Origin of the sequence: Caballeronia cordobensis (assembly GCF_001544575.2) — a bacterium.
In the GTDB taxonomy this organism is placed as follows: domain Bacteria; phylum Pseudomonadota; class Gammaproteobacteria; order Burkholderiales; family Burkholderiaceae; genus Caballeronia; species Caballeronia cordobensis.
The window spans coordinates 359713-385883 of record NZ_FCNY02000008.1 but is presented as its reverse complement, the minus strand read 5'-3'; the positions used below and the strand labels follow the sequence as shown (position 1 = coordinate 385883).

20 protein-coding genes and 1 pseudogene are annotated in these 26171 nt (G+C 63.7%); 13 read left to right on the top strand and 8 right to left on the bottom strand.

Annotation, left to right across the window (positions count from 1 at the left end; genetic code table 11):
* Nucleotides 1-214: 214 nt before the first annotated feature.
* Nucleotides 215-1945 carry an Lcl C-terminal domain-containing protein gene (locus AWB70_RS18140; RefSeq protein ID WP_053570384.1) on the bottom strand — a complete coding sequence of 577 codons (1731 nt, stop codon included), beginning with the start codon at nt 1943-1945 and terminating at the stop codon, nt 215-217.
* Nucleotides 1946-2003: 58 nt separating this feature from the next.
* Nucleotides 2004-2141: pseudogene (locus AWB70_RS18135) on the bottom strand (ribbon-helix-helix domain-containing protein); the annotation flags it as partial.
* 18 nt (nt 2142-2159) lie between these two features.
* Here AWB70_RS18135 and AWB70_RS39540 point away from each other — a divergent pair.
* Entirely contained in the window at nt 2160-2291 is a 132-nt protein-coding gene (locus AWB70_RS39540) for a hypothetical protein (RefSeq protein WP_268760621.1), read from the top strand.
* A 445-nt stretch (nt 2292-2736) separates the two neighbouring features.
* Here AWB70_RS39540 and argE read toward each other — a convergent pair whose 3' ends face one another.
* Genes argE through AWB70_RS18115 form a run of 4 tightly spaced genes read right to left on the bottom strand, consistent with a single transcriptional unit; the run spans nt 2737 to nt 6418 of the window.
* Entirely contained in the window at nt 2737-3903 is a 1167-nt protein-coding gene (argE, locus tag AWB70_RS18130; protein WP_053570385.1) for an acetylornithine deacetylase, read from the bottom strand.
* Nucleotides 3896-4573, bottom strand: coding sequence for a DUF1028 domain-containing protein (locus AWB70_RS18125; protein WP_053570386.1), 678 nt, complete (start codon nt 4571-4573; stop codon nt 3896-3898). Before AWB70_RS18125 ends, argE begins: the two co-directional genes overlap by 8 nt.
* 18 nt (nt 4574-4591) lie before the next feature.
* Nucleotides 4592-5029, bottom strand: coding sequence for a RidA family protein (locus AWB70_RS18120; RefSeq protein WP_045457163.1), 438 nt, complete (start codon nt 5027-5029; stop codon nt 4592-4594).
* 39 nt (nt 5030-5068) lie between these two features.
* Nucleotides 5069-6418: a flavin-containing monooxygenase gene (locus tag AWB70_RS18115; RefSeq protein ID WP_053570387.1), complete on the bottom strand. Its 1350-nt coding sequence runs from the start codon at nt 6416-6418 to the stop codon at nt 5069-5071.
* Nucleotides 6419-6636: 218 nt separating this feature from the next.
* Between AWB70_RS18115 and AWB70_RS18110 the strand changes: the two genes are divergently transcribed.
* From AWB70_RS18110 to AWB70_RS18085, 6 genes are all read left to right on the top strand, one after another.
* The gene (locus tag AWB70_RS18110; RefSeq protein WP_014193273.1) at nt 6637-7563 is read left to right on the top strand and encodes a LysR family transcriptional regulator; all 927 of its coding nucleotides are present in this window, start codon (nt 6637-6639) and stop codon (nt 7561-7563) included.
* Between the two features lie 171 nt (nt 7564-7734).
* Entirely contained in the window at nt 7735-8883 is a 1149-nt protein-coding gene (locus AWB70_RS18105) for an SRPBCC family protein (RefSeq protein WP_053570388.1), read from the top strand.
* Nucleotides 8884-8913: 30 nt separating this feature from the next.
* A complete protein-coding gene (locus tag AWB70_RS18100) occupies nt 8914-10095 on the top strand; it encodes an ABC transporter ATP-binding protein (RefSeq protein WP_014193275.1) in 1182 nt (393 codons plus the stop codon).
* Nucleotide 10096: 1 nt separating this feature from the next.
* Entirely contained in the window at nt 10097-11143 is a 1047-nt protein-coding gene (locus AWB70_RS18095; protein WP_045457152.1) for an ABC transporter substrate-binding protein, read from the top strand.
* A 45-nt stretch (nt 11144-11188) separates the two neighbouring features.
* Nucleotides 11189-12454: an ABC transporter permease gene (locus AWB70_RS18090; protein ID WP_053570746.1), complete on the top strand. Its 1266-nt coding sequence runs from the start codon at nt 11189-11191 to the stop codon at nt 12452-12454.
* Between the two features lie 25 nt (nt 12455-12479).
* A complete protein-coding gene (locus AWB70_RS18085) occupies nt 12480-13307 on the top strand; it encodes an ABC transporter permease (protein WP_045459074.1) in 828 nt (275 codons plus the stop codon).
* 12 nt (nt 13308-13319) lie between these two features.
* On the opposite strand, the gene AWB70_RS18080 is transcribed toward AWB70_RS18085, so the two are convergent.
* A complete protein-coding gene (locus AWB70_RS18080; RefSeq protein WP_053570389.1) occupies nt 13320-14234 on the bottom strand; it encodes a LysR family transcriptional regulator in 915 nt (304 codons plus the stop codon).
* A 221-nt stretch (nt 14235-14455) separates the two neighbouring features.
* Between AWB70_RS18080 and AWB70_RS18075 the strand changes: the two genes are divergently transcribed.
* Together AWB70_RS18075 and AWB70_RS18070 are read left to right on the top strand one after the other, a co-directional pair.
* Nucleotides 14456-15607, top strand: a complete 1152-nt coding sequence (locus tag AWB70_RS18075) for an aromatic ring-hydroxylating oxygenase subunit alpha (RefSeq protein WP_053570390.1) — start codon at nt 14456-14458, stop codon at nt 15605-15607.
* Nucleotides 15608-15615: 8 nt separating this feature from the next.
* Nucleotides 15616-16572, top strand: coding sequence for a PDR/VanB family oxidoreductase (locus AWB70_RS18070; protein WP_053570391.1), 957 nt, complete (start codon nt 15616-15618; stop codon nt 16570-16572).
* Between the two features lie 22 nt (nt 16573-16594).
* Here AWB70_RS18070 and AWB70_RS18065 read toward each other — a convergent pair whose 3' ends face one another.
* Nucleotides 16595-17386 (bottom strand): phytanoyl-CoA dioxygenase family protein, encoded by a 792-nt coding sequence (locus AWB70_RS18065; protein WP_053570392.1) that lies wholly within the window; start codon nt 17384-17386, stop codon nt 16595-16597.
* A gap of 394 nt (nt 17387-17780) precedes the next feature.
* Here AWB70_RS18065 and AWB70_RS18060 point away from each other — a divergent pair, with 394 nt between their 5' ends.
* The 4 genes from AWB70_RS18060 to AWB70_RS18050 all read left to right on the top strand — a co-directional run bounded on the left by AWB70_RS18060 (nt 17781) and on the right by AWB70_RS18050 (nt 26162).
* Entirely contained in the window at nt 17781-18695 is a 915-nt protein-coding gene (locus AWB70_RS18060; protein ID WP_063786732.1) for a sigma-54 interaction domain-containing protein, read from the top strand.
* Between the two features lie 203 nt (nt 18696-18898).
* A complete protein-coding gene (locus tag AWB70_RS38765) occupies nt 18899-19198 on the top strand; it encodes a DUF3467 domain-containing protein (RefSeq protein WP_053570394.1) in 300 nt (99 codons plus the stop codon).
* A complete protein-coding gene (locus tag AWB70_RS18055) occupies nt 19198-21306 on the top strand; it encodes an ATP-binding protein (protein ID WP_053570395.1) in 2109 nt (702 codons plus the stop codon). The genes AWB70_RS38765 and AWB70_RS18055 overlap by 1 nt, the downstream gene beginning before the upstream one ends.
* Nucleotides 21303-26162, top strand: a complete 4860-nt coding sequence (locus AWB70_RS18050; protein WP_053570396.1) for an eCIS core domain-containing protein — start codon at nt 21303-21305, stop codon at nt 26160-26162. Before AWB70_RS18055 ends, AWB70_RS18050 begins: the two co-directional genes overlap by 4 nt.
* Nucleotides 26163-26171: the final 9 nt, after the last annotated feature.

The following is a 26171-nucleotide window of genomic DNA, read 5'->3' as shown; positions in this document are numbered from 1 at the left end:
ATCGGTTCATGAAGCGTGGCGCGACGCGCGCGGCCAAGGTTGCTCGCGCCTTCGTTTCAGTCACTCATCGCGCAGATCGCCGACAGGCTTAGGAGCCAAGCCCCACGCGGTTGGCATGATCAAACGTCAGCGTTGGCCAAGGGTAATCGAGGGCTCTTCCCGACCGACGAAGTGCGAATATGCTGCCAGTCGCGCAGCCGCCAGCCATCATGTGTCAGTAGTTGATCGAACGCACGCACCGAGCCGGGGCGCTGATGCCTTTGAGAGCACTTTGCGCTCTTCGCCCAAGCGGCCGGTAGCCCCAAGCCGCACTTGTCGGTGAAGCTGAATTTTCAGTTGAAGACCAATAGATAGCGCGATGCGTATCGAGTCCGCCGAAACCAAACGCAGTCAAGTTGTCCTTGATGTTTGCGGTGCCCGCGGCGCAGCCTGCTAGAGAACTGGAGCCGTCGATTTGGCAGATGGCGGGAAGATACCAAGTGCCGGGCAGGCTTCCTCCGGAGGTATCGTTGGCGCAAGCCGCTGCCGCGGCGCCGCCTGGGTCTGCGTTGACAATCGTGTTCGTGTTCGCAGCGCCGTCCGTCAAGCTCTGCGCGTTCGTTGCCAGTCCGCCGGTACCCCAGACCACAGATGCCGAATCGGTCGAATCGATGACCGTCGCCGTCGAAGGGCTGTCGATCGAGAACACTTGAAAGCCCGCGATGCTGGTAGCCAGCGCGGCGGTTCCCGGCGAATTGACGTTATCACCCGTGACGCTGATGCCGCCCTGTGCGATGTAGGGCAATGTCGAGGTCAGCGAGATGATGCAATTGCCGCCGACTGCGACGTTCGTGCAGCCTGATGCATCCTGCGTTACACCAGTCCAGCCCGACGGTAGCGCGACCCTCACATTGAGCGCGGGCTGATTTCCGGTATTGTTGACGGTCAGTGTGCCAGGGGTGCCGGTACCAACTGGGATGACCGCAGTTGCGGGCGCTGTGACACTGAGCGAAGTCGGCGCAACGCAGGTCAGATTCACGTTCGTGATGTTGGCGCCTCCCATCGTGCCTGACGCGTTCTGCGCGATGCATACTTGACCGCTTGGCTGGGTCAGGACGGTCACCGCGTACGGGCTACCGTTCGCCACGGGCGTCGCAAAGGTGTAGGGACCCTCTGCGATCAGCGTGAGGTTATCGCCGCCGTTGTTCTGGAGCACCACCGTGCCAGTCAGGCCAGTCACCGTGCCACCTACGGTCATGGCGTTGTTCGAGCAGTTCACCTGCACGCTCTTCACCGCGCTGCCACCGACCGTACCGGTCCCGCTGCTGACAGAGCAAGTTTGGTTGGTCGGCTGCGAGCGCACGGTCACGGCATACGGGCTGTTCTGTTGGACTTGAGTCGGAAAGACAAAGCTGCCGTTCGCGGTCAGTGTGAGCAGGTCAGTGCCGTTGTCCGCCAGCACCGCAGTGCCGACCAACCCCGTTACGGTGCCGCCGACGTTTTGCTTCGTAAGCGGGACAGTGTACGTCTGGGTCCACACTGCACCGACCTGTTGGACCGGCGACGCCAAGATGACCTGAGACGGGTCAACCGTGAGGGTGAGGGTCTGGCCCGGCAGGCAGTCGCCACCTGCCAGCGCAACGGTCACGACACCCGCGCTGATCGATGTGGTGACCGTGGGCAAGGTGCTGCATGTGCCCGTAACCTGAACAAACGTCGGGCCCACTGACGTTACATTGACGGCGAAACTTGCACTCAGCTTGGAGGGCGGCTGCGTGGCGCTGCTCGTATTGGGAACGACTGAGACGAGGCCGACGGGAGGCTGTGATGGCGGGCTGGTGCTGCTCGATCCGCTGGTGCTGCTCGATCCGCCGCCGCAGCCGACCAATGCGAATGCCAGTCCACTGACTACGATGCCCTTTACAATTCCCTGGGTGAAGCGATGCATCACAGCTGCGCGTGCCATACGACCCCTCGTTATTGTTGTTGCCTCGATTGTTATTTTCTGCGGGCGTGAGTATAGCGTCGCGCTCGCGCAGCGCGCGAAGTGCGTCTCTCAGTACCTCGCTATCTGACGCGTAGTCGCCGCTTGCAACTTTTGTGGGAACAGAATCGGCTGTCTCGTTGGGCAGAGTGATGCTCATCTGCTGCGTCGTTCTCATGGCAGTCTCCACTCGAAGATGGCGATCCACGGAAGAAGCCGCATCGCGCACGACGAGAGCGGCTCGATCGCCGATGCCATCGAGGCCGATAAGCATCCGTTCTTTGCGGGCATACAGGGGCATCACGAACTGTCGTCGCGTAATGGCTAGCCATTCGCTGGTGTCGCTCGATGCCAGTTCCGTCGGCGCGCGAACCTGGGGATCCTTACCGAATACACGGCGCGGGTCGATTTGAACGGCCTTGGTGTAGAAGCAGTGCGTGCAGCGCACATCGGGCGCTCTTCAGCCATAGGCTAGCGGGACACCCATAGCTTTGCGAGGACAATCAAGAGTGCTGCGCCAACTGGCAGCGCAATGGCCAGCGCCCATTCCCCTGCCGTCCGCGGTAAATCGGTTCCTTTTTCCGAAGCGCGTTCTCGGCGGGCATTCTTCGCGTCGGGCAGCTCCCGTCCCCGCACACGAGAAGGAAGATCGTTGCCACACATGATCTCGCTCCAAGGCATCACGCCGCCTTATCCCTCTCGGATCGGTCGGTCCTACGAATTTAGTCAATTCTTGTGCCGGTGTCTACTGCGGGACTTCAGAGCAAGAGGCATCAGAAGGCGCCAGAGGCGGCGTACCGTGCGACGCGCTCCATCATCGCATCGCAATCTCGAAGTTGTTCGATCGTCACATACTCGTCGGGTTTATGCCCTTGATCCATGCTGCCCGGACCGCAAACGACCGTCGGAATGCCGACGTGATTGAACAGTCCGCCTTCCGTTCCGAACGCGACGGTGCCGAACTCGTCCGAGCCGCAAAGCGCCGCCAGAATGCGCGCCGCCTCGCTGTCAGGCGGCGTGGCGAGTCCCGGATAGGCGGATAGCGGTTCGAGACGGATATCCACATCATGTTTCACTGCGCGCATCTTCGGCAGCAATGCGGCTTGCGCGTACGATTGCAAATCGTCGGCGACTTCGTTCGCGTCGAAGCCCGGCAGCGCTCGCACTTCGAAGTCGAACTCGCATTCCGCCGGCACGATGTTGAGCGCGCGGCCGCCTTTGATGACACCCGTCTGCACCGTCGAATACGGCGGATCGAAGCGCTCGTCGTGATGCTCGGGTTGCGCGAGCCGTTCGCCGATTTCTTCCAGACGATTGATAAGCCGCGCCGCATATTGAATCGCGTTCACGCCATACGGCGCATAGGCGGAATGACAAGGCGCACCTTTCACCTGACAGCGCATCGCGAGTTTGCCTTTATGGCCGAGCACGGGTTTCAATTCGGTCGGCTCGCCGATGAGGCATAACAAAGGCTTGTATGTGCGCTTCTCCAGTTCCGCGAGCATCGGCCGCACGCCGAGGCATCCGACTTCTTCGTCGAAGGAGAACGCGAGATGCACCGGTATCTTCAGCTCACGTTCGACGAACAACGGCACCGCTGCCAATACCGATGCGAGATAGCCCTTCATATCGGCCGCGCCGCGTCCGTAGAGCCGTCCTTCCTTCTCGCTCAGCTTGAACGGATCGACGGTCCACGCTTGTCCATCGACGGGCACGACATCCGTATGACCCGACAACACGATGCCGCCACGATCGCGCGGTCCGATGGTCGCGAACAGATTCGCCTTCGTGCGCTCCGCGTTATAGAACAGTTCGCATTCGATATCGAATTGCACGAGGTAATCGCGAATGAACTCGATCAGCTTCAGATTCGAATCGCGGCTGACCGTCGCGAAACCGATCAGCCGTTCGAGCAGATCGCGGCTCGTCATGTCATTCATCGCCCGGCACTCCGTAGCTCGGCGCGGCGGTCGGGTTCAAGGCGCGCGTCACGTAGTCCTGCATTTGCGGTTTATACGCTTGCCACAATCCATCGAGCTTGCCGATGGGATCATCATCCGCCCAGTCGACACGCAGATCGACGAGCGGCCAGCTTTGCTCGCCCGCGATCTTCAGCGCCGCCGAGTGCACCGGTCCTGCTTCGCCGCCCGCCGCGATTGCCACGTGCATCGCCGCGAGCAAGCGATCCGCGAGATGACCCGAGGCGTTCTCGAACGCGGGAATCATCGCTTCGATCACGTGCGTGCCCGCGAGCATGTTGCCCGCCGCGACGCACTGCTTGCCCGCGACCGCGTGATAGGTTCCGAGTGCCTGCTTGCCGCTGAAGAACGCGGTACGTCCCTGCGCATCGACCACCGTCACTTGCCGATACTCGTTCCATTCACTCTCGCGCAGCGCGCGATCGAGCGCTCCGGCAGGATCGAGTTTCGCGCGTTCCATATGATCGAGGATCATCGAGCCAAGCGCGGGCAGCGTCACGTTCTGCGTCGCGACCACGCCGACGCCCGCGCGCACCCAAGGACAACGCGCGCCCACTGCGATGCTCGATGAACTGATCGCGATGCCGAGTTGCCCGGTCTCTTCACATCGTCCGACGATAGAAAAAGTCATGTGCGCTCCTTCTTGGGCTCAAGCCTGAGGCGGCGTCCATCCATCGGGGATGACGGCGATCACGTCGATCTCCATCAGCCATTCCGGCTGTCCGAGCGCGACGACGGTGAGTCCCGTCGAAATGGGGAACACGCCCTTCAGCCACTTGCCGACTTCGCGATACACCGGCTCGCGAAAGCGCACGTCGGTGAGATAGGTCGTCGTCTTCACGACGTGCGACAGATCGCTCCCCGCTTCTTCGAGCAACTGCTTCACGTTCTTCATGGCCTGCTCGGCCTGCGCGCGCGGATCGCCGAGACCGACGAGATTGCCGTCGAAGTCCGTGCCGATCTGACCGCGCACATAAACGGTATTGCCCGCGCGCACCGCCTGGCAAAGATCGTTATCGAGCGTTTGATTCGGGTACGTATCCTTCGTGTTGAACATGCGGATACGGGTATGCGTGGGTTGGCTCATCGAATGCACCTTGATGCTGGATTCTGAATGGATTGTTAATCAGTTGACGCCCATCTCGCTGACCGTGTGAACACGCGATGCATCCGGCGCACTCTCGACGCTTTCCACGCGCTTCTCGTCCACCGGACGATGTGGCTCATCGTAATAAGCGTGGTACTTGCGCTGCGTGGCGATGTGATCCGCAACATGTTTCGCGTCGTGCCACACGCCCCAGATGAAGGCGGAACCACGGCGCGACAGCCACGGCAAGCCGAGGAAATAGATGCCCGGCTCTTTCGCCACGCCACGCTGATGTTTCGGCTTGCCCTTTTCATCGAATGCATCGACTTGCAGCCAGGTGAAATCGACCGCATAACCGGTTGCCCAGATGATCGACGTCACGCCTTCCTTAGCCAGATCGAGTTCGAGCAGCGGATGCTTCATGCAGTCCGGATCTTCGGGAATATTGCGCGCCTCGGGCTCTTCGGGAAGATCGAGACCATTGCGTTGTGCGTAGGCATCGGCGGCATCGAGCAGCGACAGATAGTTCTCGTCGCCGCGACGAATGTTATCGGCGAGATCGGCTTCGAAAGTGACGCGCGTATCGTCGAACGATTTCGTCAGACCAGTCAGCGTGATGCCCTGATGCGCGAGTCGCCGGAAATCGACCGTATGGCCGCCGCGCGCGCCGCTTACCGCGATCGTCACGTGTTCGCGTCCGGGCTTCATGACTTCCGCATCCCATTCGCCGAGCACGCCGAGCCACCAGCAGAAATCGCGTCCGCGATAACCACGCGGCGGACGATCGTGCGCGCCCACCGAGAGATACACGCGCCGGCCCGAGCGATGCAATTCATCCGCGATCTGCACGCCCGACGATCCCGCGCCGACAACCAGCACACCGCCTTCGGGTAATTGCTGTGGATTGCGATAGTCTGCGGAATGAATCTGCGTGAGCGCGGCGGCTTTCGGCGCGATCGGCGGAATCACAGGGCGCTGGAACGGTCCCGTTGCAACAACCACGCGATTCGCTTCGAAGGTTCCATCAGACGTATCGACGGTAAAACCTGGCCGTCCGACATTGCGAACGACTCGCTTCACTTCGACGCCGGTTCGAATCGGCGCTTCGAACTTCTTCGCATAGGCGACGAAGTATTCGGCGACCTGTTCCTTGCCCGCAAAGCTATCGGGATCCACATCCGCGAACTCGAGATTCGGGAAACGATCGTGCCATGCCGGTCCGTTGGCAACGAGCGAGTCCCACCGGCCCGTGCGCCAGCGTTCGGCGATGCGATCGCGCTCGAGCACGATATGCGGAACGCCAATCCTGCTCAGATGTTCGCTCATGGCGATGCCAGCCTGCCCGGCGCCCACAACGAGCGTGTCAATTGCCTTTGTTTCGACTGTCATGGGTGAGTCCTTCGAAGAAGCGGAGTTCGGTGTGCGATCCCTTTGGCCCTTTGCGGCTTCGGTGCACCATGCGTGTGCTTTCGGATAGCAATCTACGCTCGCTTGCAGAATCCGAAAAATATATTAAAAAAATGCAGAGCATCGGTTCTACCTATGCAGTCATTTTTGATCACTTCACAATGCGATCCATCTGACGCCGTCAACCGGGAACCAAGCCCATGGAAAATCAGCCGTTGCGTTACTCACTGCGTCAGTTGCGATACTTCGTGGTGACGGCGGAAGTGCTGTCTTTCACGGCCGCGGCGAGACGCCTGCATATTTCGCAGCCGTCCATCTCGACCGCATTGGCCGATCTCGAGATCTCGTTCGGCGTGCAGTTGTTCATCCGGCATCACGCGAGTGGACTGTCGCTGACTCAGGCGGGGCGAGATCTTCTCGGGCAGGCGCGCAATCTCCTGAAGTTCGCGGAAGAACTGCAAATGGCCGCCACCGAAATGGACGGCGGCATGACGGGATCGATAGCGCTCGGCTGCCTCGTCTCGCTCGCGCCGCCGTTAATGCCCGGATTGATCAGCCGATTCACGAGCGAGCACGGCGGAATAAGCTTTCGCACCATCGAGGCGCATCAGGATGAACTGCTTAAAGGCTTGCACGACGGTTCGCTCGATATCGCCCTCACCTACAGCCTCGATCTGACCGAAGACATCGCCTTCACGCCTTTGCTTTCCTTGCCACCGTACGCGATTCTTCCCGCGACGCACCGGCTGGCGCGCGCGCGAAAGGTATCGCTGCAAGATCTGATAGACGAACCGTATGTGATGCTGGACCTGCCGCACAGCCGCGATTACTTCGCGGCGCTGTTCGATGCCGTGGGAAGCCGCCCTGTCCCTGCGTTTCGTTCTTCGCAACCGGAAGTGGTGCGCGGCATGGTGGCGAACGGGCTCGGTTACAGCATCCTGAACTTCCCACTGAGTTCGACGCGCACCGTGGACGGCGGCGAATTCGTGATTAAGCACTTTAGGGATAACGTCAACGCGACGACGCTCGGTATCGCTCAATCGAAAACGATGAAGCCGCGTCAACTGGTGTCGCGATTCTCTTCCTTCAGCGAAAGCTATATACGGCGTCTCAAGCTCGACACGTGACACGCGCCTGCAATAGAGAGACTTTCGCGCCTTGCATAGCCATAAGCTTGCTTTAGCATCCGAAAACAATATTTTGACTTGTAATTTGGCTTGGTAGATTAACTCCAGTCGATGCGACGAATGCGCCGATCTCCCGCCAGCGTAACCGCACCCTGCTTCAGGAGCCGTCTCATGGAAAACCCCACCAGGCAAGCCGCAATACACGCTTTGCTCGACGAACTCGCGACCAACTGCGAGCGATCATTCGGCGATGCGCGCGCGATGCCTCCTGGCGTGTACACATCAGCCGAATTCCTGTCTCTGGAAGAGCGGGAGATCTTCTCGAAAGAATGGCAGTGCGTGGGCCGCGCGAGCTCGCTCGGCAAACCCGGCGACTATCTGACCGCGAGCATCGCGAATCAGCCGATCGTGGTGCTGCGCGACGAGCAAATGGGCCTGCGCGCGATGTCGAATGTATGCCTGCATCGTATGTCGGTGCTGCTCGAAGGGCGCGGCAACATACGTCGGATCATCTGTCCGTATCACGCGTGGAATTACGGACTTGACGGCGGGCTGAAGGGTGCGCCGCTCATGGAACAGCAATCCGGATTCTGCAAGGAAAGCTATAAGCTGCCGGCCGTTCGCTGCGAAGAATGGCAAGGCTGGATATACGTGACACTCGATCAGAAGGCGCAACCGGTGCATCAGCAACTTGCGCAATTGAGCGAATTGATCGATGCATACGGCATGACCGATTACATCGAAACCTTCCATGAAGAACACGTCTGGGACACCAACTGGAAGATCCTCGCCGAGAACTTCATGGAAAGTTATCACCTGCCGATGCTGCATCGCGCAACGGTCGGGCCCCATTCGCGCCTCGAAGAAATGGAATGCCCGCCGGGTTATCCCGCATTCAACTATCACTGGATCACCAAGGAAGCATCACTTCCCATTGGCAATGCGCATCCGGATAACAACCGGCTGACCGGCCACTGGCGCAAGACCACGGCCTTGCTCGCGATCTATCCGACACATCTCATCACGCTCACGCCGGGTTACTTCTGGTATCTCGTCTTGCAGCCGCGTGGCGTGGGCCGCGTGCATATCCGCTTCGGCGGCGGGCTCGCGCCTGAATTTATCGCCGACCCGGAAGCCAACGCGCACATGGCGACGCTCAAGACCCTGCTCGACGAAGTGAACGCGGAAGACAAACGCGGCGTGGAAGCGGTGTTTCGCGGCGTGAATGCGCCGCTCGCGAAGCCCGGTCACCTGAGCCATCTCGAACGCCCGAATTATGACTTCGCCCGATATCTCGCGTCGAAGCTCGCCGCGCGCTAATCGAAGCACTTCCGTCAGGACGCTATCACGATGTCAAACCCATCCTTCATTTCGTTCTCAGGCGTGAGCAAGTCGTACGACGGCGCGAATTACGTCGTCGATGACTTGAACCTTGATGTGCGAAAGGGCGAATTCCTGTCGCTGCTCGGTCCGTCGGGTTCGGGCAAGACGACGACGCTCATGATGCTCGCCGGATTCGAGTCGCCCACGCAAGGCGAGATTCGTCTCGATGGACGACGCCTCGACGACAAGCCGCCGCATCAGCGCGACATCGGCATGGTCTTTCAGAACTACGCGCTGTTTCCGCATCTGACGATTGCGGAGAACGTCGCGTTTCCGTTGTCCGTGCGACGCGTGGGCCGCGCCGAACAGAAAGCGCGCGTAAAGCGTGCGTTGGAGATGATCGAGTTGCCGCATCTGGCGAACCGGCGTCCGGCGCAGCTTTCGGGCGGACAGCAGCAGCGCGTCGCGCTCGCGCGCGCACTCGTGTTCGAGCCGAGCGTCGTACTCATGGACGAGCCGCTCGGCGCGCTCGACAAGCGCCTGCGCGAAACCATGCAGTACGAGATCATGCGGCTGCATCGCGAACTGTCGCTCACCATCGTCTATGTGACGCACGATCAGGCCGAAGCGCTGACCATGTCGGATCGCGTCGCGGTCTTCTCCGATGGCAAGATTCAGCAGGCTGCATCGCCCACGGAGCTATATGAGAACGCCAGCAACGCGTTCGTCGCGAACTTCGTGGGCGAGAACAACGGCCTGCGCGGACGCGTCGTCACCGTGAACGACGGCTGGGCGACGCTCGCGCTCTCCGATGGCAGCATCATTCGCGGACGCTGCGAACAGGGTCTGAGCGAAGGCGCCGAAGCGATGCTCGCGCTACGCCCGGAACGCGCGCATATCCACAGCGCCGAGGGCACGCAAGCGGATGCGCACAGCAATGTCGTGCGCGCGCGCGTGCAGGAGCTCGTGTATTGCGGCGATCATCATCGCGTGCATTTGACGCTCGGATCGCGCGATGCGCTCGTCGCGAAGGTGCCCAACACGCAACGCCACGCGTTGCCTTCCGCCGGCGACACCATCGAGGTGGCCTGGCGTCACGACGACTGCAAGATTCTCGCTGCGAGCGTGCCTCGCAGCGCGCCCACGGTTCCGCCCCCCGCATCGCCCTCACCTTCCATCATCTCGACCGCACCCGCAGGAGCCAACTGATATGCGCACTCACATCAAAGCACAATGCGCCGCCCTCGCCTTAGCCGCCTTCGCCGCCGTCTCGGCGCAGGCTGCTGAAACACTCAATGTCGTCACGTTCGGCGGCGCATATGAAGCGGCGGCAAAGAAAGCGTATTTCGATCCGTTCACGCAGGCGACCGGCGTGAACTTCTCGCTCGAATCCTACGACGGCGGCCTCGCGAAACTCTCCGCGATGGAACAGGCGAAGAACACGACATGGGATCTCATCGATCTCGAAAGCAACGACGCGATCACCGCATGCGACGAAGGGCTGCTCAAGAAGTTCGACAAGAAGACGCTCGGCAATACCAGCGATTTCATTCCCGGCTCCATCAGCGATTGCGCGGTCGCGAGCATGGTGTGGTCCACGGTCTACGCCTATGACGCGAGCAAGCTGAAGACCGCGCCGAGCACCATCAACGATTTCTTCGACTTGCAGAAATTCCCCGGCAAGCGCGGGCTGCGCAAGTCGCCGAAGGGATCGATGGAATGGGCGCTGATCGCCGACGGCGTCGATCCGAAAGACGTCTACAAGGTTCTCGGCACGCCCGCCGGCGTGGACCGCGCATTCAAGAAGCTCGACACGATCAAGAAGAACATCGTGTGGTGGGAGTCGGGCGCGCAGGCGCCGCAGTTGCTTGCCGACGGCGCGGTCGTGATGACGCAGGCGTACAACGGCCGCATCGACGATGCCTCGAAGAAGGACAAGAAGCCCTTCAAGATCGTCTGGGATGCGCAGGTGTACGACTACGAATGGTGGGGCATTCCGACGGGCGCGAAGCACGCGGATACGGCGGCGAAGTTCATCGTTTCCGCATCGCAGCCGAAGGCGTATGCCGATCTGTCGAAGTACATCGCCTATGCGCCGCCGCGCAAGGACGCGATCCCGCTCGTCGACAAGCAGCGGCTCGCCGACCTGCCGACCGCGCCGGATAACTTCAAGCGCGCGATCCAGATCAACCCGACGTTCTGGGCCGATAACGCCGACGAGATCAACAAGCGCTTCCAGGTCTGGTTGACGCAATAACAGCCTCGCCGTAACGCCACCATCGAGAGAGAGCCCGCTGTGACCGTGACTACTCATACGCCCGTAACGGCCCATGCCTCGGCCACGGGCTCTCCGACGAGAGCCGGCGGCCGCGCGTCTTATCAAAAGGCGCAACGCCGCGCATCGATTCGAGCGCTGTTGCTGGCGCTTCCGTTGATCGTGTTTCTGTTATCGACGTTTATCGCGCCCATCGCGCTGCTGCTCGCGCGCAGCGTGGAGAATCGCGAATTGCCGGACAGCATGCCAGCGCTTTCCCGTGCGCTCGACGCATGGGACGGCCGCGGCGTGCCGGACGAGCACACATTCGCGCTGCTCGCCGCCGGACTCAGGGAGGCGCAGCAAAGCGGCCAGCTCGGCACCGTCGCGAGGCGCATGAACTTCGCGCAATCCGAATTCCGCAGCCTGCTGATGAAGACGGCGCGCGGCGTGCGCAACGATGCACCCGCCGCGTGGAAACCGGCCCTGATCGAAATGGACGATCGCTGGAACTCGCCGGAGACGTGGCGTCTGTTGAAGCGCGCCGCGGCATCGCCGACGCCCGACTATCTGCTGAACGCCGTGGACGCGAAAGTGACGCCGCAAGGCTCGATCGCCTCGCTTCCCGCGAACGCGACGGTGTATCGCGAAGCATTCGTGCGCACGATATCGATCAGCTTCACCGTCACGCTGCTGTGTCTGCTGCTCGGTTATCCCGTCGCGTGGCTGCTCGCGAACCTGCCCGAGAAAAGCAGCAACCGGCTGATGCTCTTCGTCATCGTGCCGTTCTGGACTTCGCTGCTCGTGCGCACGACGGCGTGGTACGTGCTTCTGCAACCGGGCGGCGTCGTCAACAGCCTGTTGATGAGTCTCGGCGTCGTGACGCATCCCGTGCCGCTCGTCTTCAATCGCATGGGCGTGTTGATCGGCATGACGCACGTGCTGCTGCCTTACATGATCCTCGCCATCTTCTCCGTGATGAAGGGCGTGCCGCCCGTGTATCTGCGCGCGGCGAAGTCGCTGGGCGCGCATCCGTTCACGGCCTTCGTGCGCGTCTATATTCCGCAGACCTTGCCGGGCGTGGGCGCGGGATGCTTCCTCGTGTTCGTGCTCGCGCTCGGCTACTACATCACGCCTGCCCTGCTCGGCGGCGCGGGCGACGAGATGATCAGCCAGCTCATCGCGATCCAGACGAATACGCAGCTCAACTGGGGACTCGCGGGCGCGCTCTCGGCTTATCTCGTGATCTTCACGGCGATCTTCTATTTCATCTTCAATCGCATTGTCGGCATCGACCGGCTGCGCTTCGGTTGAAGCACGCGAGACCAAAGGGACGATCATGCTAGACAAACGCAATACGGTGCTGACGGAGCGCGTCGCTTCCCGCTGGGTACGCGTGCATTCCGCGCTCGTGCTGTTCTTTCTGGTGGCGCCGATTCTCGCGATCATTCCGCTTTCGTTCAACTCGGGGTCTTACTTTTCGTATCCGCTGCAAGGGTTTTCGCTGCGCTGGTATGAACAGGCGCTGACGAGTCCGGACTGGCAACGCGCGCTGCTGAACAGCGTGGCCATCGGCGCGGCGTCCACCTTGATCGCAACGTGTCTTGGGACGCTCGCGGCGCTCGGCTTGTCGCGAACGCAGTTTCCGCTGCGCTCGATCGTCATGCCGATCATCATTTCCCCGATGATCGTGCCGATCGTCGTCGTGGCCGCGGGCTTTTATCTCGTGTTCGCGCCGCTCGGGCTCGTCAACTCCTATCCCGGCGTCATTCTTGCGCATGCCGCGCTCGGCACGCCGTTCGTCGTCATCACGGTGACGGCTTCGTTGCTGTCCTTCGATCAGAGTCTCCTGCGCGCGGCATCCGGACTGGGCGCGCCGCCGTGGGTCGCGTTCAGGCGCGTGACGCTTCCGCTCATCACGCCCGCGGTCGCAACGGGAAGCGTGTTCGCTTTCGCGACGTCGTTCGATGAAGTCATCGTGATCCTGTTCATCGGCGGCCCGGATCAGAAGACGGTGCCGCGACAGATGTGGAGCGGCATCAGGGATTCCATCGATCCGTCGATTCTGGCGGTTGCGACCATGTTGATCGTGTTCGCCGTGCTGCTGTTCGCGAGCATCAACTGGCTGCGCGCCCGTGCGGCGGCCGCGAGTCAGGCGCTGGTCTGACTGGGTATTCGGTCAGGCGGACATCGAATTGAACCGTGTCTCCGCGTATTCCATGAACAGACGCGCGGGCACGGTCAACTGATTGCGCTTGAGCCACGCAGCCACGAGGCCCGAACAGCCAACCGGCTCCGCGATCTCGACCGCGACGACTTCGTGTCCGGCATACGTGGTCGGCGCGTGCGGACGCGTGACCAGAAGCGAGTAGCCGAATCCCTCGCCCACCATGCCGCGAACCAGTTCGAGCGATGGCGAGCTGAAGCCCACTTTCGGGGTCAATCCGTACGGTTCGAACAGGCCGAGAAAATAGTCCTTGCTCGGCGAGACATCGAGCAGGATGAGCGGCTCGTCGAATAGATCGAAGAGACTTGCCTTATCCGCTGCGGCAAGCCGATGCGCCGCCGGCAGCAAGACATAAGGCGCTTGCCCCGGCGTCAGCAAGTGCGTGGAGAACGTATCGTCGAGCCCGAGTTCGTAGACGAGGACGAGATCGAATCGGCCTTTATCTAGCCCTTGCAAAAGCTCTTCCTGATCGCCGTCGCGCACTCGGATTTCGATGCCAGGATACACAGCGTTGAAGCCGCGAATCAGGCTCGGCAGATAGAGCGGCGCGAAGGTCTCGAAGCATCCGATATCGACGCGCCCCGATGATATGTCGCCTTCCGCGAGCGCATTCTGCTCGAACTCATGGACGGACTTGAGCAGCGCCTTGGCGCGCTCGTAAAACCGCGCGCCGGCCGGCGTCAGCGAAATGCCTTGCGCGTGATGACGAATGATGAGTTGCGTGCCGAAGCTTTCCTCCAGCCCCTTGATCGCGACGGATAGCGATGGCTGCGCGATAAACAGCTTCCGCGACGCCTCGGCGACGCTTCCGTTGTCCACCGTTGCGACGAAATACTTCAGTTGGCGCAGCGTGAAGGAGGATGACATAGGTTTATCGCCGACTTTTGTTCGCACCATCTTATCGGATACGGAGCGCGTTATCGAAAGCATGCCTCTTCGCCATTTTCGAAGATTCCCTGCATAGGAGAAAGCTGGCGAGCGCATTGGAAAACAATGTTTTCCTCGATGCTTTGACGAGGCTATTTTGTGAACATCGGCCTCGGACCACGGGTTTTCCGATCAGAACCGCTTTTGAGTGAGTCATCACGATGAATGTGCCAGCGTCTCTATTTGCCGATGCAATCTCGCCGGACGACCGCGCGCTGCTCGACACGCTATCGACCCTGGCGCGCTCGGAGAAGCGCGCGACGCACGGCATGCCCGGCGCGTTTTATAGCTCGGCTCACTTCGCCGAGCTCGAACGTCGGCGCGTCTTTCGACGCACGTGGGTTTGCGTCGGCCATGTGGGCGAGATTCCCCGCAACGGCGACTACTTCACGACTGAATTGACCGGAGAACCGCTGTTGATTCAGCGCGATGCCCAAGGCGAAGTTCATGTCCTGGCCAACGTATGCCGGCATCGCGGCAATCTCGTCGCACTCGGCCGTGGCAATGCGCGCGTGCACGTGTGCGCGTATCACGCATGGAGTTATGAACTCGATGGCAAGCTCAAACGCGCGCCCTTGATGCAGGAGTGCAAGGATCTCGACACATCGCGATGCGCGCTGCCGAAAATCCACTCGACGATCTGGCAGAACTTCATCTTCGTGAACATCGATGGCAACGCGGCGCCGCTCGGCGAAGCGCTTCGCCCGCTCGAAGCGCACATACGCAACTATCACAACGAGGAGCGCGAGCTTTATCACCTCCAGGAAGAGGTGTGGCACACGAACTGGAAATGCCTGGCGGAAAACTTCATGGAGGGTTATCACCTCAACGCCACGCATCCGCGCACCTTGCGGCCTGTCACGCCCACGGAGCTATGCGAATACGTGCCGGGCAATGGACACTTTTCGGCCTATCGCGCGCACTACACGCCCGATTCGCCGCAACGCACGCCGTTTCACGAAGACCTGACCCAAAGCGAGCGCCGCTCGAGTTTTCTCTTCAGCGTCTTTCCGAATCTCGTCGTGACTTACATGCCGCATCAGACGATCTATCTTTGTCTGAGGCCCGCCGCAACCGATCAGGTCGCGATCAAATGGGGCCTTGCCGGACACGAGCGAGCACCGGACAAGGAAAGCATCGAACGATACGTCGCGTTCGCGAACGCCTTCAACGCCGAAGACCGCACGAAGCTGGAAACGCTGCAGAAAGGCGTCAGCTCGACTTTCTATTCGCCCGGCCCCCTCTCAGCGGAGAATCTGGAGGGCACGCTTCGGGACTTCTATAGCTTCATGGCTCATCGTATCTGCGACTGATTTCGAACATGCGTCCCGCCACCTTTACCGTCATCGTCGACAGGATTCATGTCGAAGCGATGGACACCGTCAGCATCGAATTGCGCGCGTCTGATTCCGCTCCCTTGCCTGCATTCGATGCCGGATCGCATATCAGCCTGCATCTGCCCAATGGCATCGTGCGAAGTTATTCGCTCGTCAATGCGACGGGCAATCGCGATCGATATATTCTCGGCGTGCTTCGCGCGCGCGACAGTCAGGGCGGTTCGGCTTTCGTCCACGAGAAGTTGCGCACCGGGGATTCGATCCTGATTTCCGAGCCGCGCAATAACTTTCCGCTCGATGAATCCGGCGAGCGATTCGTTCTGATTGCGGGCGGTATCGGCATAACCGCGATCTACAGCATGGCGCAACGGCTCGTTGCGCTCGGTAAATCGGTCGAGATGCTTTATTGCTGCCGTTCGCGCGAGCACGCGGCGTGGCTGGAACCGATTCAGGCGCTCGGGCTTTCACTGAAGCTGCATTTCGATGCACAGGCCGGCGGCCCGCCTGATCTTCGAGGCTTTCTCGACGAACGCGATCGCGCCACGCGATTCTATTGCTGCGGCCCCACGCCGATGCTGAGCGCATTCGAAAGCGCATGCGCCGAAAACGGCTACACGCACGCGCATATCGAACGATTCTCTGCGGACCCGAGTGGTTTGAAGGACTCGCAAGGCGCAGGTTATGAAGTGCAACTCGGACGAAGCGGAAAAGTCGTGCGCGTCGAAGCCGGCGCGCGACTGCTCGATGTGCTTCGCGCCGAGGGCGTCGACGTGCCGTCGAGTTGCGAACAGGGCATTTGCGGCAGCTGCGAGACGTCGGTGATCGAAGGCGATATCGATCATCGCGACAGTGTTCTGAGCGAGTCGGAGCGCGCGGAAGGCAAAACGATGATGATTTGCGTGTCGGGCTGCAAGCGCGGCCGCCTCGTTCTCGATTGCTGAAGAGGCGGCCGCTGAAGCACGGTCAGACGACGAACGGAAACTCTTCCTCCGGCAGCGGATCGCCGGCGTTGAGCCGCTCCGCGAGATGTCGATACGGAGGCGATGTCTCGCCGCCTCGATCGACATACACCGCGTTGTCGCCGAGCCAGCGGAACGACACCACGCGCCGCGACACCGAACCGGAACGATTGCCCGGCGCGCCATGCACCGTGAGATAGTTGAACGCGACTGCATCGCCGGGCTTCAGGTCCCACCCAAGGATGTTGTAGTCGTCGCGATGCGCGTCGATATCCGGCATCTCTTCGAGTCCGTCCGACGAACGGTCGTACGCAACGCCCGTGAACTTGCGCGGACGAAAAAGCTTTCCCCATTGATGCGAGCCGCCGACGAATTCGAGCGTAGTCTCACGCGGCACCGGATCGAGCGGCACCCACATGCTCACGGACTGTTCCGCGCTCACGCAATAGTACGGTTCGTCGTGATGCCAGGGCGTGATCTTGTCCGCGCCCGCTTCCTTCACTAAAACGTGCTCGTGAAAGATGCGCGCACGCCGGGACGCCATCAATTCCCGGGCAATGGCGCCAGCCGGACTTTCCTCGACGAACCGGCGAAACGGCTCGATGCGCTGCCAGTTGCAATAGTCGCCGAAGAATCGCCCCGACGACGTGCCCTTCGTGTAGTCGCGAAAATCGGGTCCGGGGTGCTTTTCATTGAAGTCGACGCCATCGCGCAGCAGGTCGATCCAGTCCGTGAATACGCCGCGTAAGACGGTGACTCCATCGCGTACAAACGCTTCTCGCTCGGCGCTCAGCATACTTCCTCCTGTCGTTTTGTTGAGTTGGAACGAGAATGACACGAGGTACAGCTTCAGGAAACTACGAAAAATCTATAACTGAACTAGCGAATTCCTAGCTTCCGGGCGCAACATGCGTTTCCTCACAAGTTAATGCGTAGCTAACATTACAAAATTCCGCCGCCTCGCCTATCGTGTGTGAAAGCAGGAGTAGGCAGCTGCGCCCGTCGCCTTGCGCGGAGCGCGCGTGAACCGGAATGCGTGAGGTCGTCACATCATGTCGAAATCAGCACCAATGGGACCAACGGTACCCGGCTCGCGACCGTGCGCGCCACCCGCGATCCCGCGCCCGCTCCTCGCGACGACACCGCACACATCGCGGGTTCCGCCGGGCACCGGACTTCGCAGTCCCGCTCTGGAAAGTCTGCTGGGCAACAGTCCATCCCTTTCCGCCTTGCGTGAACAGATTCCCCGAATCGCGGCGAGGACGTGCAACGTGCTCATCACCGGGGAAACCGGGACCGGCAAGGAATGCGTGGCGCGTGCCGTGCACGAGTTGAGCGCGCGTCATCAGGGACCCTACATATCGATCAACTGCGCGGCCCTTCCGGACAGCCTGCTCGACAGCGAACTTTTCGGTTTCGAGCGCGGCGCCTTCACCGGCGCGCTGTCGGCCTATCCGGGCAAGATCGCGCTCGCCGACGGCGGCACGCTCTTTCTGGACGAGATCGGCGACATGCCCTTGCACGCGCAGGCGAGGCTGTTGCGGGTGCTCGAGACTTATGAAGTGTTCCCGATCGGCGCGGTGCGCAGCCGGCGCGTCGACTTTCGCGTCGTCGCGGCGACGCACTGCCCGCTTGAGCAGGCCATGCAGGCGGGTCGTTTCCGCTCCGACCTGTTCTATCGCCTTAATGTCGCGCGCGTGTTGCTGCCGCCGCTGCGCGAGCGGCCGTCGGACGTGGTCGTCCTCTTCGAGCACTTTTCACGCGAACTCGCCCGACGCACGCAGACGCCGCCTGTGCGGCTCACGGCGGCCGCGCTCGTCCGGATGTGCCGGCATCCCTGGCCCGGCAACGTGCGCGAGCTGCGCAATCTGGTCGAGGCGCTCTCGCTGCAATACGAGGCAACGCCGCTCGACGCCGCCGCCCTTCCTCTGCCGCCCGAACGCGCGCCGACGCCGGATGAATCCCAGTCCGCACTGATCCTGGAAGCGCTCAATCAATGCGAATGGAACCGCAGCAAGGCAGCGGCAATGCTGCACTGGTCGCGCATGACCCTCTATCGCAAGATGCGGCAGTTGCACATCGAAGACGAGCGGCCCGAAACGTAGCCGTGTCACACGCGGTGTCACAGCGCGATGTGACACCCTCCGGCCTTGATCCATCGACGCGATCCTGATCCGTGTCACAACCCGCCCTGTGACACAGGCCGCGGCGCTTCGCGCGCCCCTCGAGCAAACCCTTGAAATCAAAGGACTTCCCGAGCCGCTCTCGAGATTCCGCGGATGGCATGGCTCCTGCAACGAGCGGGGCCATGCAAGCCGACACGCCGCCACCTGAGTTTTCTGCGCCCTCCGATATCGCGGAGACCGCCTACGCGTACGCCAACTACTTCGAGGCGGGGTTCAGCCATGAGGAGATTCTGCTGCGGATCGCACAGGCGTTCGACGGCAAGCAGGAATGCGGGGACGGGATTCGCATCGTCATGACGCCGACCTATGCGCGCGCATTGCTCGAACTGCTACGCTCGACGCTCGCGCGATTCGAGGCCGTCCACGAGGCGCTCGGCCATACCGGGGCCGACGCTCCGCCGCCCGACGATCCCGAGTACTGATGATGACCACGCTAGGCGAGTCCGCTGCCGTATCTCGCGCGTCCGAACAGGAGGCGCACGACTGCACGACGGAAAGCGGGCTCGAAGACCTGTGCGCCCTGCTGGACGAATTGCTGACGCGCGCCGTGAGCGATCATCAATGCCAGCCCGGCGCAACGCCGCAATGGCCCGACCGGATCGGGAACCTGGCTCACGCCTGGGCGTCCCTTGCCGCTGGCGACTGGCTGAGCGCACAGTATGCGCTCAGCCCGCTCGACGAGGCCGTGCTCGCGGTGTTGCTGGTTTTGCAGTTCGACCCCGTCTACCGGTCCACGCTCGCCTACCTGCAGGACGATGTGAGCGCACAGCGCCCGTCGCTCGCGTTCACACTCAGGCTGCTCGGCCTCTCTCGTGGCCGGATGCTCGAAGCGTTGCCCACGTCGCTCAAAGGACCGCTCTTCACTCACCGCCTCGTCGAGATGGACGAGACCGAATGCGTCCCCTCGTTTCCGGCCTCGCGCGGCCTCACCATCGATCGGCAGGTGCTCGCGCTCTTTCTGCCAGGCTCCGCTCTCGACGAGAGCCTGATTCCGTTCTGCCGGCTCATCCGTCCGTTGCGGATGCCCGAGGCCGACTCGCCGGGACACTCCGCGTTACTGGCGTTACACGCATTGCGCGAGGCCTCGGCGCGGCGTCGCGCGCCGCTTCGTATCCATTTGCGCGGGCCGGCCGGCAGCGGCCGGCACCGCATCGCCGCTCTGCTGGCGGCGGAGCAGCGCATGAGCCTCATCAGCGCCGACCTCTGCGCGCTGCCCGCCGGTGGCCGGCCTGCTCGTCTCGCGTTCCGTCTGTGCCGCGAGGCATGGTGGCGCGGCGCGGTGCTGTACTGTCACGGCGCGGAGCGACTGGACCCGCACGAGCGGGACGCCGTTTGCGCCGCGCTCGCGGACGCGCTCGATGCATTCCCCGTCCACTGCGTGACCGGTTCCAGTCTGCCGTGGCCCGCCGGGCTGCGCATGCGTGGCGGACTGGTCCGCCTCGACCTGTCGCTGCCGGAGCCCGACGAACGTGCAAGGCTGTGGCGGCGCGCCGCGGCGGCGCGCGGGCGCGACATCGGCACGGACACCGCGCACATCCTCTCAGGGCGCTTTCGCCTCGGCGCATCGCAAATCGAGCAAGCCGTGGACGACGTGCTCGCGCGCGATCCGGACAGCGGCCAGACGCCACTCGGCCTTGCCGACTGCTCCGCGGCCGCCCGCGCGCTATGCGGGCACGCGCTCGAGCAACTGGCCCGGCGCGTGTGCCCGCGCGCCGACTGGACGAACCTCATCCTTCCGCCCGACACGGAGGAGCAACTGCGCGAGATCAGCCGGCGCGCGGCGCAGCGCGCGCAGCTCGCGCAGGCGTGGGGCACGTCGAGCCGCCTCGTTTCCGAGCGCGGGGTGACCGTGCTGTTCGCCGGTCCCTCCGGCACCGGCAAGACCCTCGCGGCGGAAGTGATCGCCGCCGATCTCGGGCTCGATCTCTTCTGCGTCGACCTCGCGCAGGTGGTGAGCAAATACATCGGCGAGACGGAGAAGAATCTGGATCGCGTGTTCGAGGCCGCCGAATCCGCGAATGCCGTGCTGTTCTTCGACGAAGCCGACGCGCTCTTCGGCAAGCGCTCCGAGGTGAAGGACGCACACGACCGCTACGCGAACCTGGAGATCGCCTACCTGCTGCAGAAGATGGAGCAATTCGAGGGACTCGCGATACTCGCGACCAATCTGCGGCAAAACATCGACGATGCGTTTACCCGGCGCGTGAGCTTCGCGGTGACCTTTCCGTTGCCGCAGGAAACCGAGCGGCGCCGGCTGTGGCAGGCGCACTGGCCTGAACAGCTCGCGCGCGACGCCTCGGTCGACCTGGACGAACTGGCGCGCAGCCTGCCGCTCGCCGGCGGCAACATCCGCAACCTGGTTCTCGCGGCGGCCCACTTCGCAGCCACCGACGCATGCGCCGTCGAGCGGAGCCATCTGCTGCGCGCCACCCAGCGCGAATATCAGAAGATGGGCAAGACGCTCGCCGAAGCCGATTGGCGCCGGCTCGGCCTCGCCGGCTCACAGCCTGCGGAGGAGCGTGCCCGATGACCGCCCGGCACAGCCACAAGCCGCCTCCCGATACGACGAAGCGCGCGCCGCATGTCTCGCGCGACCGCTCGCCGGATCGCGGATACGCGTACCTCGACACGCCCGGGCACGGTCACGGCGACGCGGTGTTGCGCGCCGTCGGTCAGGCCGGCATGCCGTTGCCCGCCGGGCTGCGGCGTCACGTCGAAGCGCGCTTCGGCCAGGATTTCTCGCAGGTCCGCATCCACACCAATGGCGACGCGGCCGAGTCCGCCGCGGACCTGCACGCGAACGCTTACACGCTGGGGCACCACATCGTATTCGCCGCCGGACGCTATGCACCGCACGACGTCCGCGGCAGGCGCCTGCTCGGCCATGAACTGGCGCACGTGATCCAGCAAGGCCGGGGCGGCTCCGCTCCCGCACTCGACCCGTATGCCGGGCACGAACAGGCGGCCGACCGGGCCGCGAGTCAGTTCTCGAACGGCCAGGGTCCGGTGCGGGTGAGCGGCGGCACCGCACCGGGCGTCGCGCGCGAGGAGGACGACGAAGCGCGCAAGGGCAAGAAAAAGAAAGGCGCGGGGCCCGCCTCCGATCCGCTCGAAGAGCGCCTGCGCAAGGTCGAGGCGGACGCCGCCACTGCGGGTCTGCCGCGCAGCTCGACGGTGCGCGCCGCCGCCGAGGTGCGCAAGCGCATCGGCCGCGACCGCGACAGCGCCGAGGAAATGATCGAAGGACTCGAAAGGCGCGTGCGCAGCGCCGCCGGGGCGACGGACCTGCATTCCCAAGTGCTGGAAGACATCGATTCGGTGCAGGCGCAGCGCATCGGTCCCGAGCGCGGCGCGAGCGGCAAGCGACGCCAGAGCACCGCCGACATCGATCGCGCCGCGCTCGAACAGGGCAAGCCGTCGCGTAGGGTCGCGAAGAAGGCCTCGCTGCAGTCCGGCGAGCGCCTCGGCACTGCGGGCGGCCTCGCGCAGGCGGAGAAGGAAGGCATCACGCTCGCCGACTGGAATTCGCCGCAGCAGCACGTCGGCGACTACGGCACGGGGATCGACGCCTGGGGCATAAGCAAGCGCGGCAAGATCCTCATCATCGAGAACAAGTATGGCGCGAGCGGCCTGAACAAGAGCGACGGCGTGCGGCAGATGTCCAACGAGTGGGTCGGCCGCAAGATCGCCGAGCTGCGAATGGTGGGCGACACTGAAACCGCCGAGATGCTGCTGCAGGCGGCGCGCGACAACCGCCTGCAAGGCGTCGTCTACTGGACGCGCGATCTGAAAAACGGCCCGAAGACCACGCGCCGCAGGTCCGCTCAGTTGCGCGACAAACTCGGCGACGAGCAGATCAGCGAGAGCGGCCTCATCCAGTACGCGCCCGGCAAGATCGAGCGCGCATACGAGGCGCATCGGGAGAAGCTGGAGAGGGATCTGCGCAACGGCACGCTACCGCGGAACATCACGCGCATGCGCAATAAAGCGGGCAGCGCGGCACAGGCACAGGCACAGGCGCAGGGCGCAGCCGGCCAGCAACCGGCCACCCCGCCCGCGCAGCAAGGCAAGCGTCCCAACGCAGGCACCAAGGGCGGCAAGGCCGGGACGCAACAGCCCGCGGCCGCCGGGAGCTCACCGGCCACCGGGCCCGCGGGCAAGAAGGCTGCGCCCAGGAAGCGTGGCAGGCAGGCATCGGCTACCAGCGCGACACCTACCAAGGGCAGCAAGGCGGCGCAGAGCAAGAAGAAGCCCGCGCCGCGAACCGGGGCGTCGAAGCAAGCGGGTGTCGCGAGCCCGGCCTCGCCGAAGAACAAGGGCGGCGGCACAACCAGGCATGCGTCGAAACAGGCGGGAGCCACGGGCAAGGCCAATGTCGCCCGGCGTGGCGGCCTGCGGACTTTGGCGAGCAAGGGTGGCGCAGGCCCGGGCGATGTCGCGGAGCTTGCCGCGGCCACGCCGGCCGCCAACCGGAAATCCGAGCCAAAATCGGCGTCACGGACGAAGAAAGCGGCAGGCGGCCCCCGGAGCACCACCGCAGGCGGCGGAAAAGGCGCCGCGGGCAAGCCACACGGCGCCGCCGACGCGTACACGGTGCCGAGAGCGGTGCGCAAAGCGTCCGCTAAACCGGCCACGCGCAACGCGCCCCGGATCGCGAGCCAGGGCAGAGTCAAGCCGGGCGGGGCCCGGCAGGCGAGCGCCACGCCCGAGCCAGGCGCCGAAAGGGCCGCGCCAGCGGGAACGAAGAAACGGCAGGCTGACGAGAAGCAAGCCACGGCGCGCAAGACGCAGCCGCAGAAGCAGAGCACCGCGCCCGCTCATCCCAAAGCCGCGCCTCGCAAACCCGTCGCCGTGCCTGCTCCGACGAGCGGCAACAAACCCGAAACGCCGCCGCGTGCGGCAGGCCGCACCCCGAAGCCGTCGCCCGCGAAGGCAAAGCCCGCGCCCAAGGCAGCGCCGAAGACCGCGGCGCAGCAGCAGACCCGGACTCCGCCGCCCGCACCCGGCACCGAGCAACAGGAACAGAAGGACGCCCCGCCCCGGTCGAAGCCGCGGCAAGGCGCGAACAAGTCCGCCGTGAAGCCCGCGCCTGCGACGTCGCGCCAGAGCGATGCCGGCGCTTCGCTCATCGCCGGCCCCGACAAGGCCGGCGTGCAGGTCAACGCTTCGGCGCAGTCGAAGACCGACTATGGCAAGGGCCGCAGCGTCACGAAGACGGCCGCGTTCAGCGGCAAGGCGTGGGTCGAGACGAGCGAGATCCCGTTCAGCAAGCCGCCGCGTTATCGCATCGTCTTCCATTTGAACCTCGGCGGACACGCGGGGGGCAAGGCGGAGAAGGAAGGCAGCCGAGGCTCCGTGTCGGCCGGCGTCGCCGCGTCGGGATCGCTCGATCTGACCGTGGCGCATGAGTTCTCGGCGGAGGAAACCCGCCGATATCTTGCCGACGTGACGGCCGGCTCGAGCGGCGCCTGGCGCGAGTTGCGCGTGGCCCAGCTCGCCGCGGCGGGCAGCATCGACGACGCCCGGGCACTGGCGGGACAGATGCGCGCGCTCGCCGGCTCGCCGCAGGGCCTCGCGCAGATGAAGGAAGGCGACGAAATCGCGCTCGGCGCCACGGGCAGCATCGAAGGCAACCTCGGCGCGTCGGGCGGCGGCAAAGGCGGCGGCAGCGTCGGCCTCCAGCTCGGTGCGGGCGCGCAATCCGGGCTCGAGCGCCGCGTCGCGCTGCGCGACGGCAAATACATCGTGACCGTCACGAGCACGAAGGGCACTGACACGACGATCGGCGCGACGGGCGGCTATGGCGTTGCGAGCATGGGCGTCAGCCGCGCGGACAGCGCGACTCAAGGCCTGTCGGTAAGCTTCACGATCGACGCGAACGATCCGGCCCGCGATGCCCGCTTCGCCGAGATCAGCAAGGCCGGCTCGATCGATGCGCTGCAGGGACTCCAGGCCCGTTATCCGGACCTCGTCAGCTCGAGAACCACGTCGCGGGGAAAGGGCACGGGCACCACGACAACGGCTGGCGTTGGCGGGCTGTCGCTCGACATCGTCGATCGCGGCGAGATCAACGAGGAAGTGACCGAAGGCCCCGAGGGCGTCACCAGGACCTACCGCGCGCAGGGCACGGGCGGGGCCACGCTGCGCGCGGGCAGCAAGCCCGTCGTCTCGGCGAGCGACACCAATGCGTTCGCCGGCGGCGCCGGCCCGGACAACGCGGGCTTCGGTGAGACGCGCAACGAACGGCGCGAGACGGACTTCACGCGCAGCGCGCAGAAGTTTGCCGGCAACTTCAACAAGGCGCCGGTGGGCACCGTGGTCGGCGCCTTCACGGGCAGCACGCCCGTGCTGCAGGAAAGTGTGCAGCAGCACGGCGCCTCGCTCACCGACGACAGCTACGCGGCGCTCATCGCGCTTGCGAAGAATCCGAACGAGTGGTCGCGCGCCTGGTCCGGCAGCTTCGGAACCTGGCAAGCCTGGATGGATACGCGTCCGAAAGTGCTGGCTGCGGGCCAGAATCGCCAGCTGATCGCCAAGGCCGTCGCGGAATTCGAAAGCGAGTCGGGCCGTGGGCGCAGCGACACCGTGCAGCGCGCGGTCGGAAGCACCGCGATCGCGTTCGAGTTTCCCGATGCGATTGCCGACCAGAAGGCGCTCTACGATGCGCTGATCGTCGGCGATCCCATCGCCGCGGCACAGGCGGCCGGCGACGACACCGCACAGCTCGCGCGCCTGAAGAGCGACATGGAAAAGCTCGACGCGCTCGACCGGAAGATCAGCGACAACGCGGGCGCCTTCGAGCGGCCGGGCGACTTCATCGAAATGCGTCAGCGTATCGGCGAGCGGCGCAGCGCGATGCGCACAGCCCTGAACCGGCTCGCCGCGCCGAATGCGAAGACGGCCGCGGCCGGCCCGGCCAGGGACGGCGGCGCCCCCGCCCCCGCCCCCGCCGCGGCCGCCGCTGCTGCGCACGCGCCACGGTCCGAAGCAGACGAAGCCGCTGCCCGCAAGGCGGAAGAAGCGCAAAAGCTGCAGCAGGACACGACCGACACGATCGGGCGTCTGCAGAGCTACCGGCGCGTGGAGCAAGGCGTCTTTGCGGCCATGGAAACGGAGTTCAAGGGCTCGACCGTATTCGGCTACGAGTTGCCGAAGCTCTCCAACCCCAGCGTGATCGAGCTGACCAGCCAGCAGAACAAGCTGAAGGACGCCTACCCGAAGTGGGGAAAGGACATCGCGCAACTGCGGCGGCTCATCCAGCAGGCGGGCGGCGACCCGGCCAAGGCCGACACCTTCAAACCCGACCGCGCGCGCTATCTCGAGCTCGACCGCAAGGTTCCGTACCACAGCTACGGCGCCGGCCTGCCCGGCTACGAAGAGATCTGAGACGGCGAG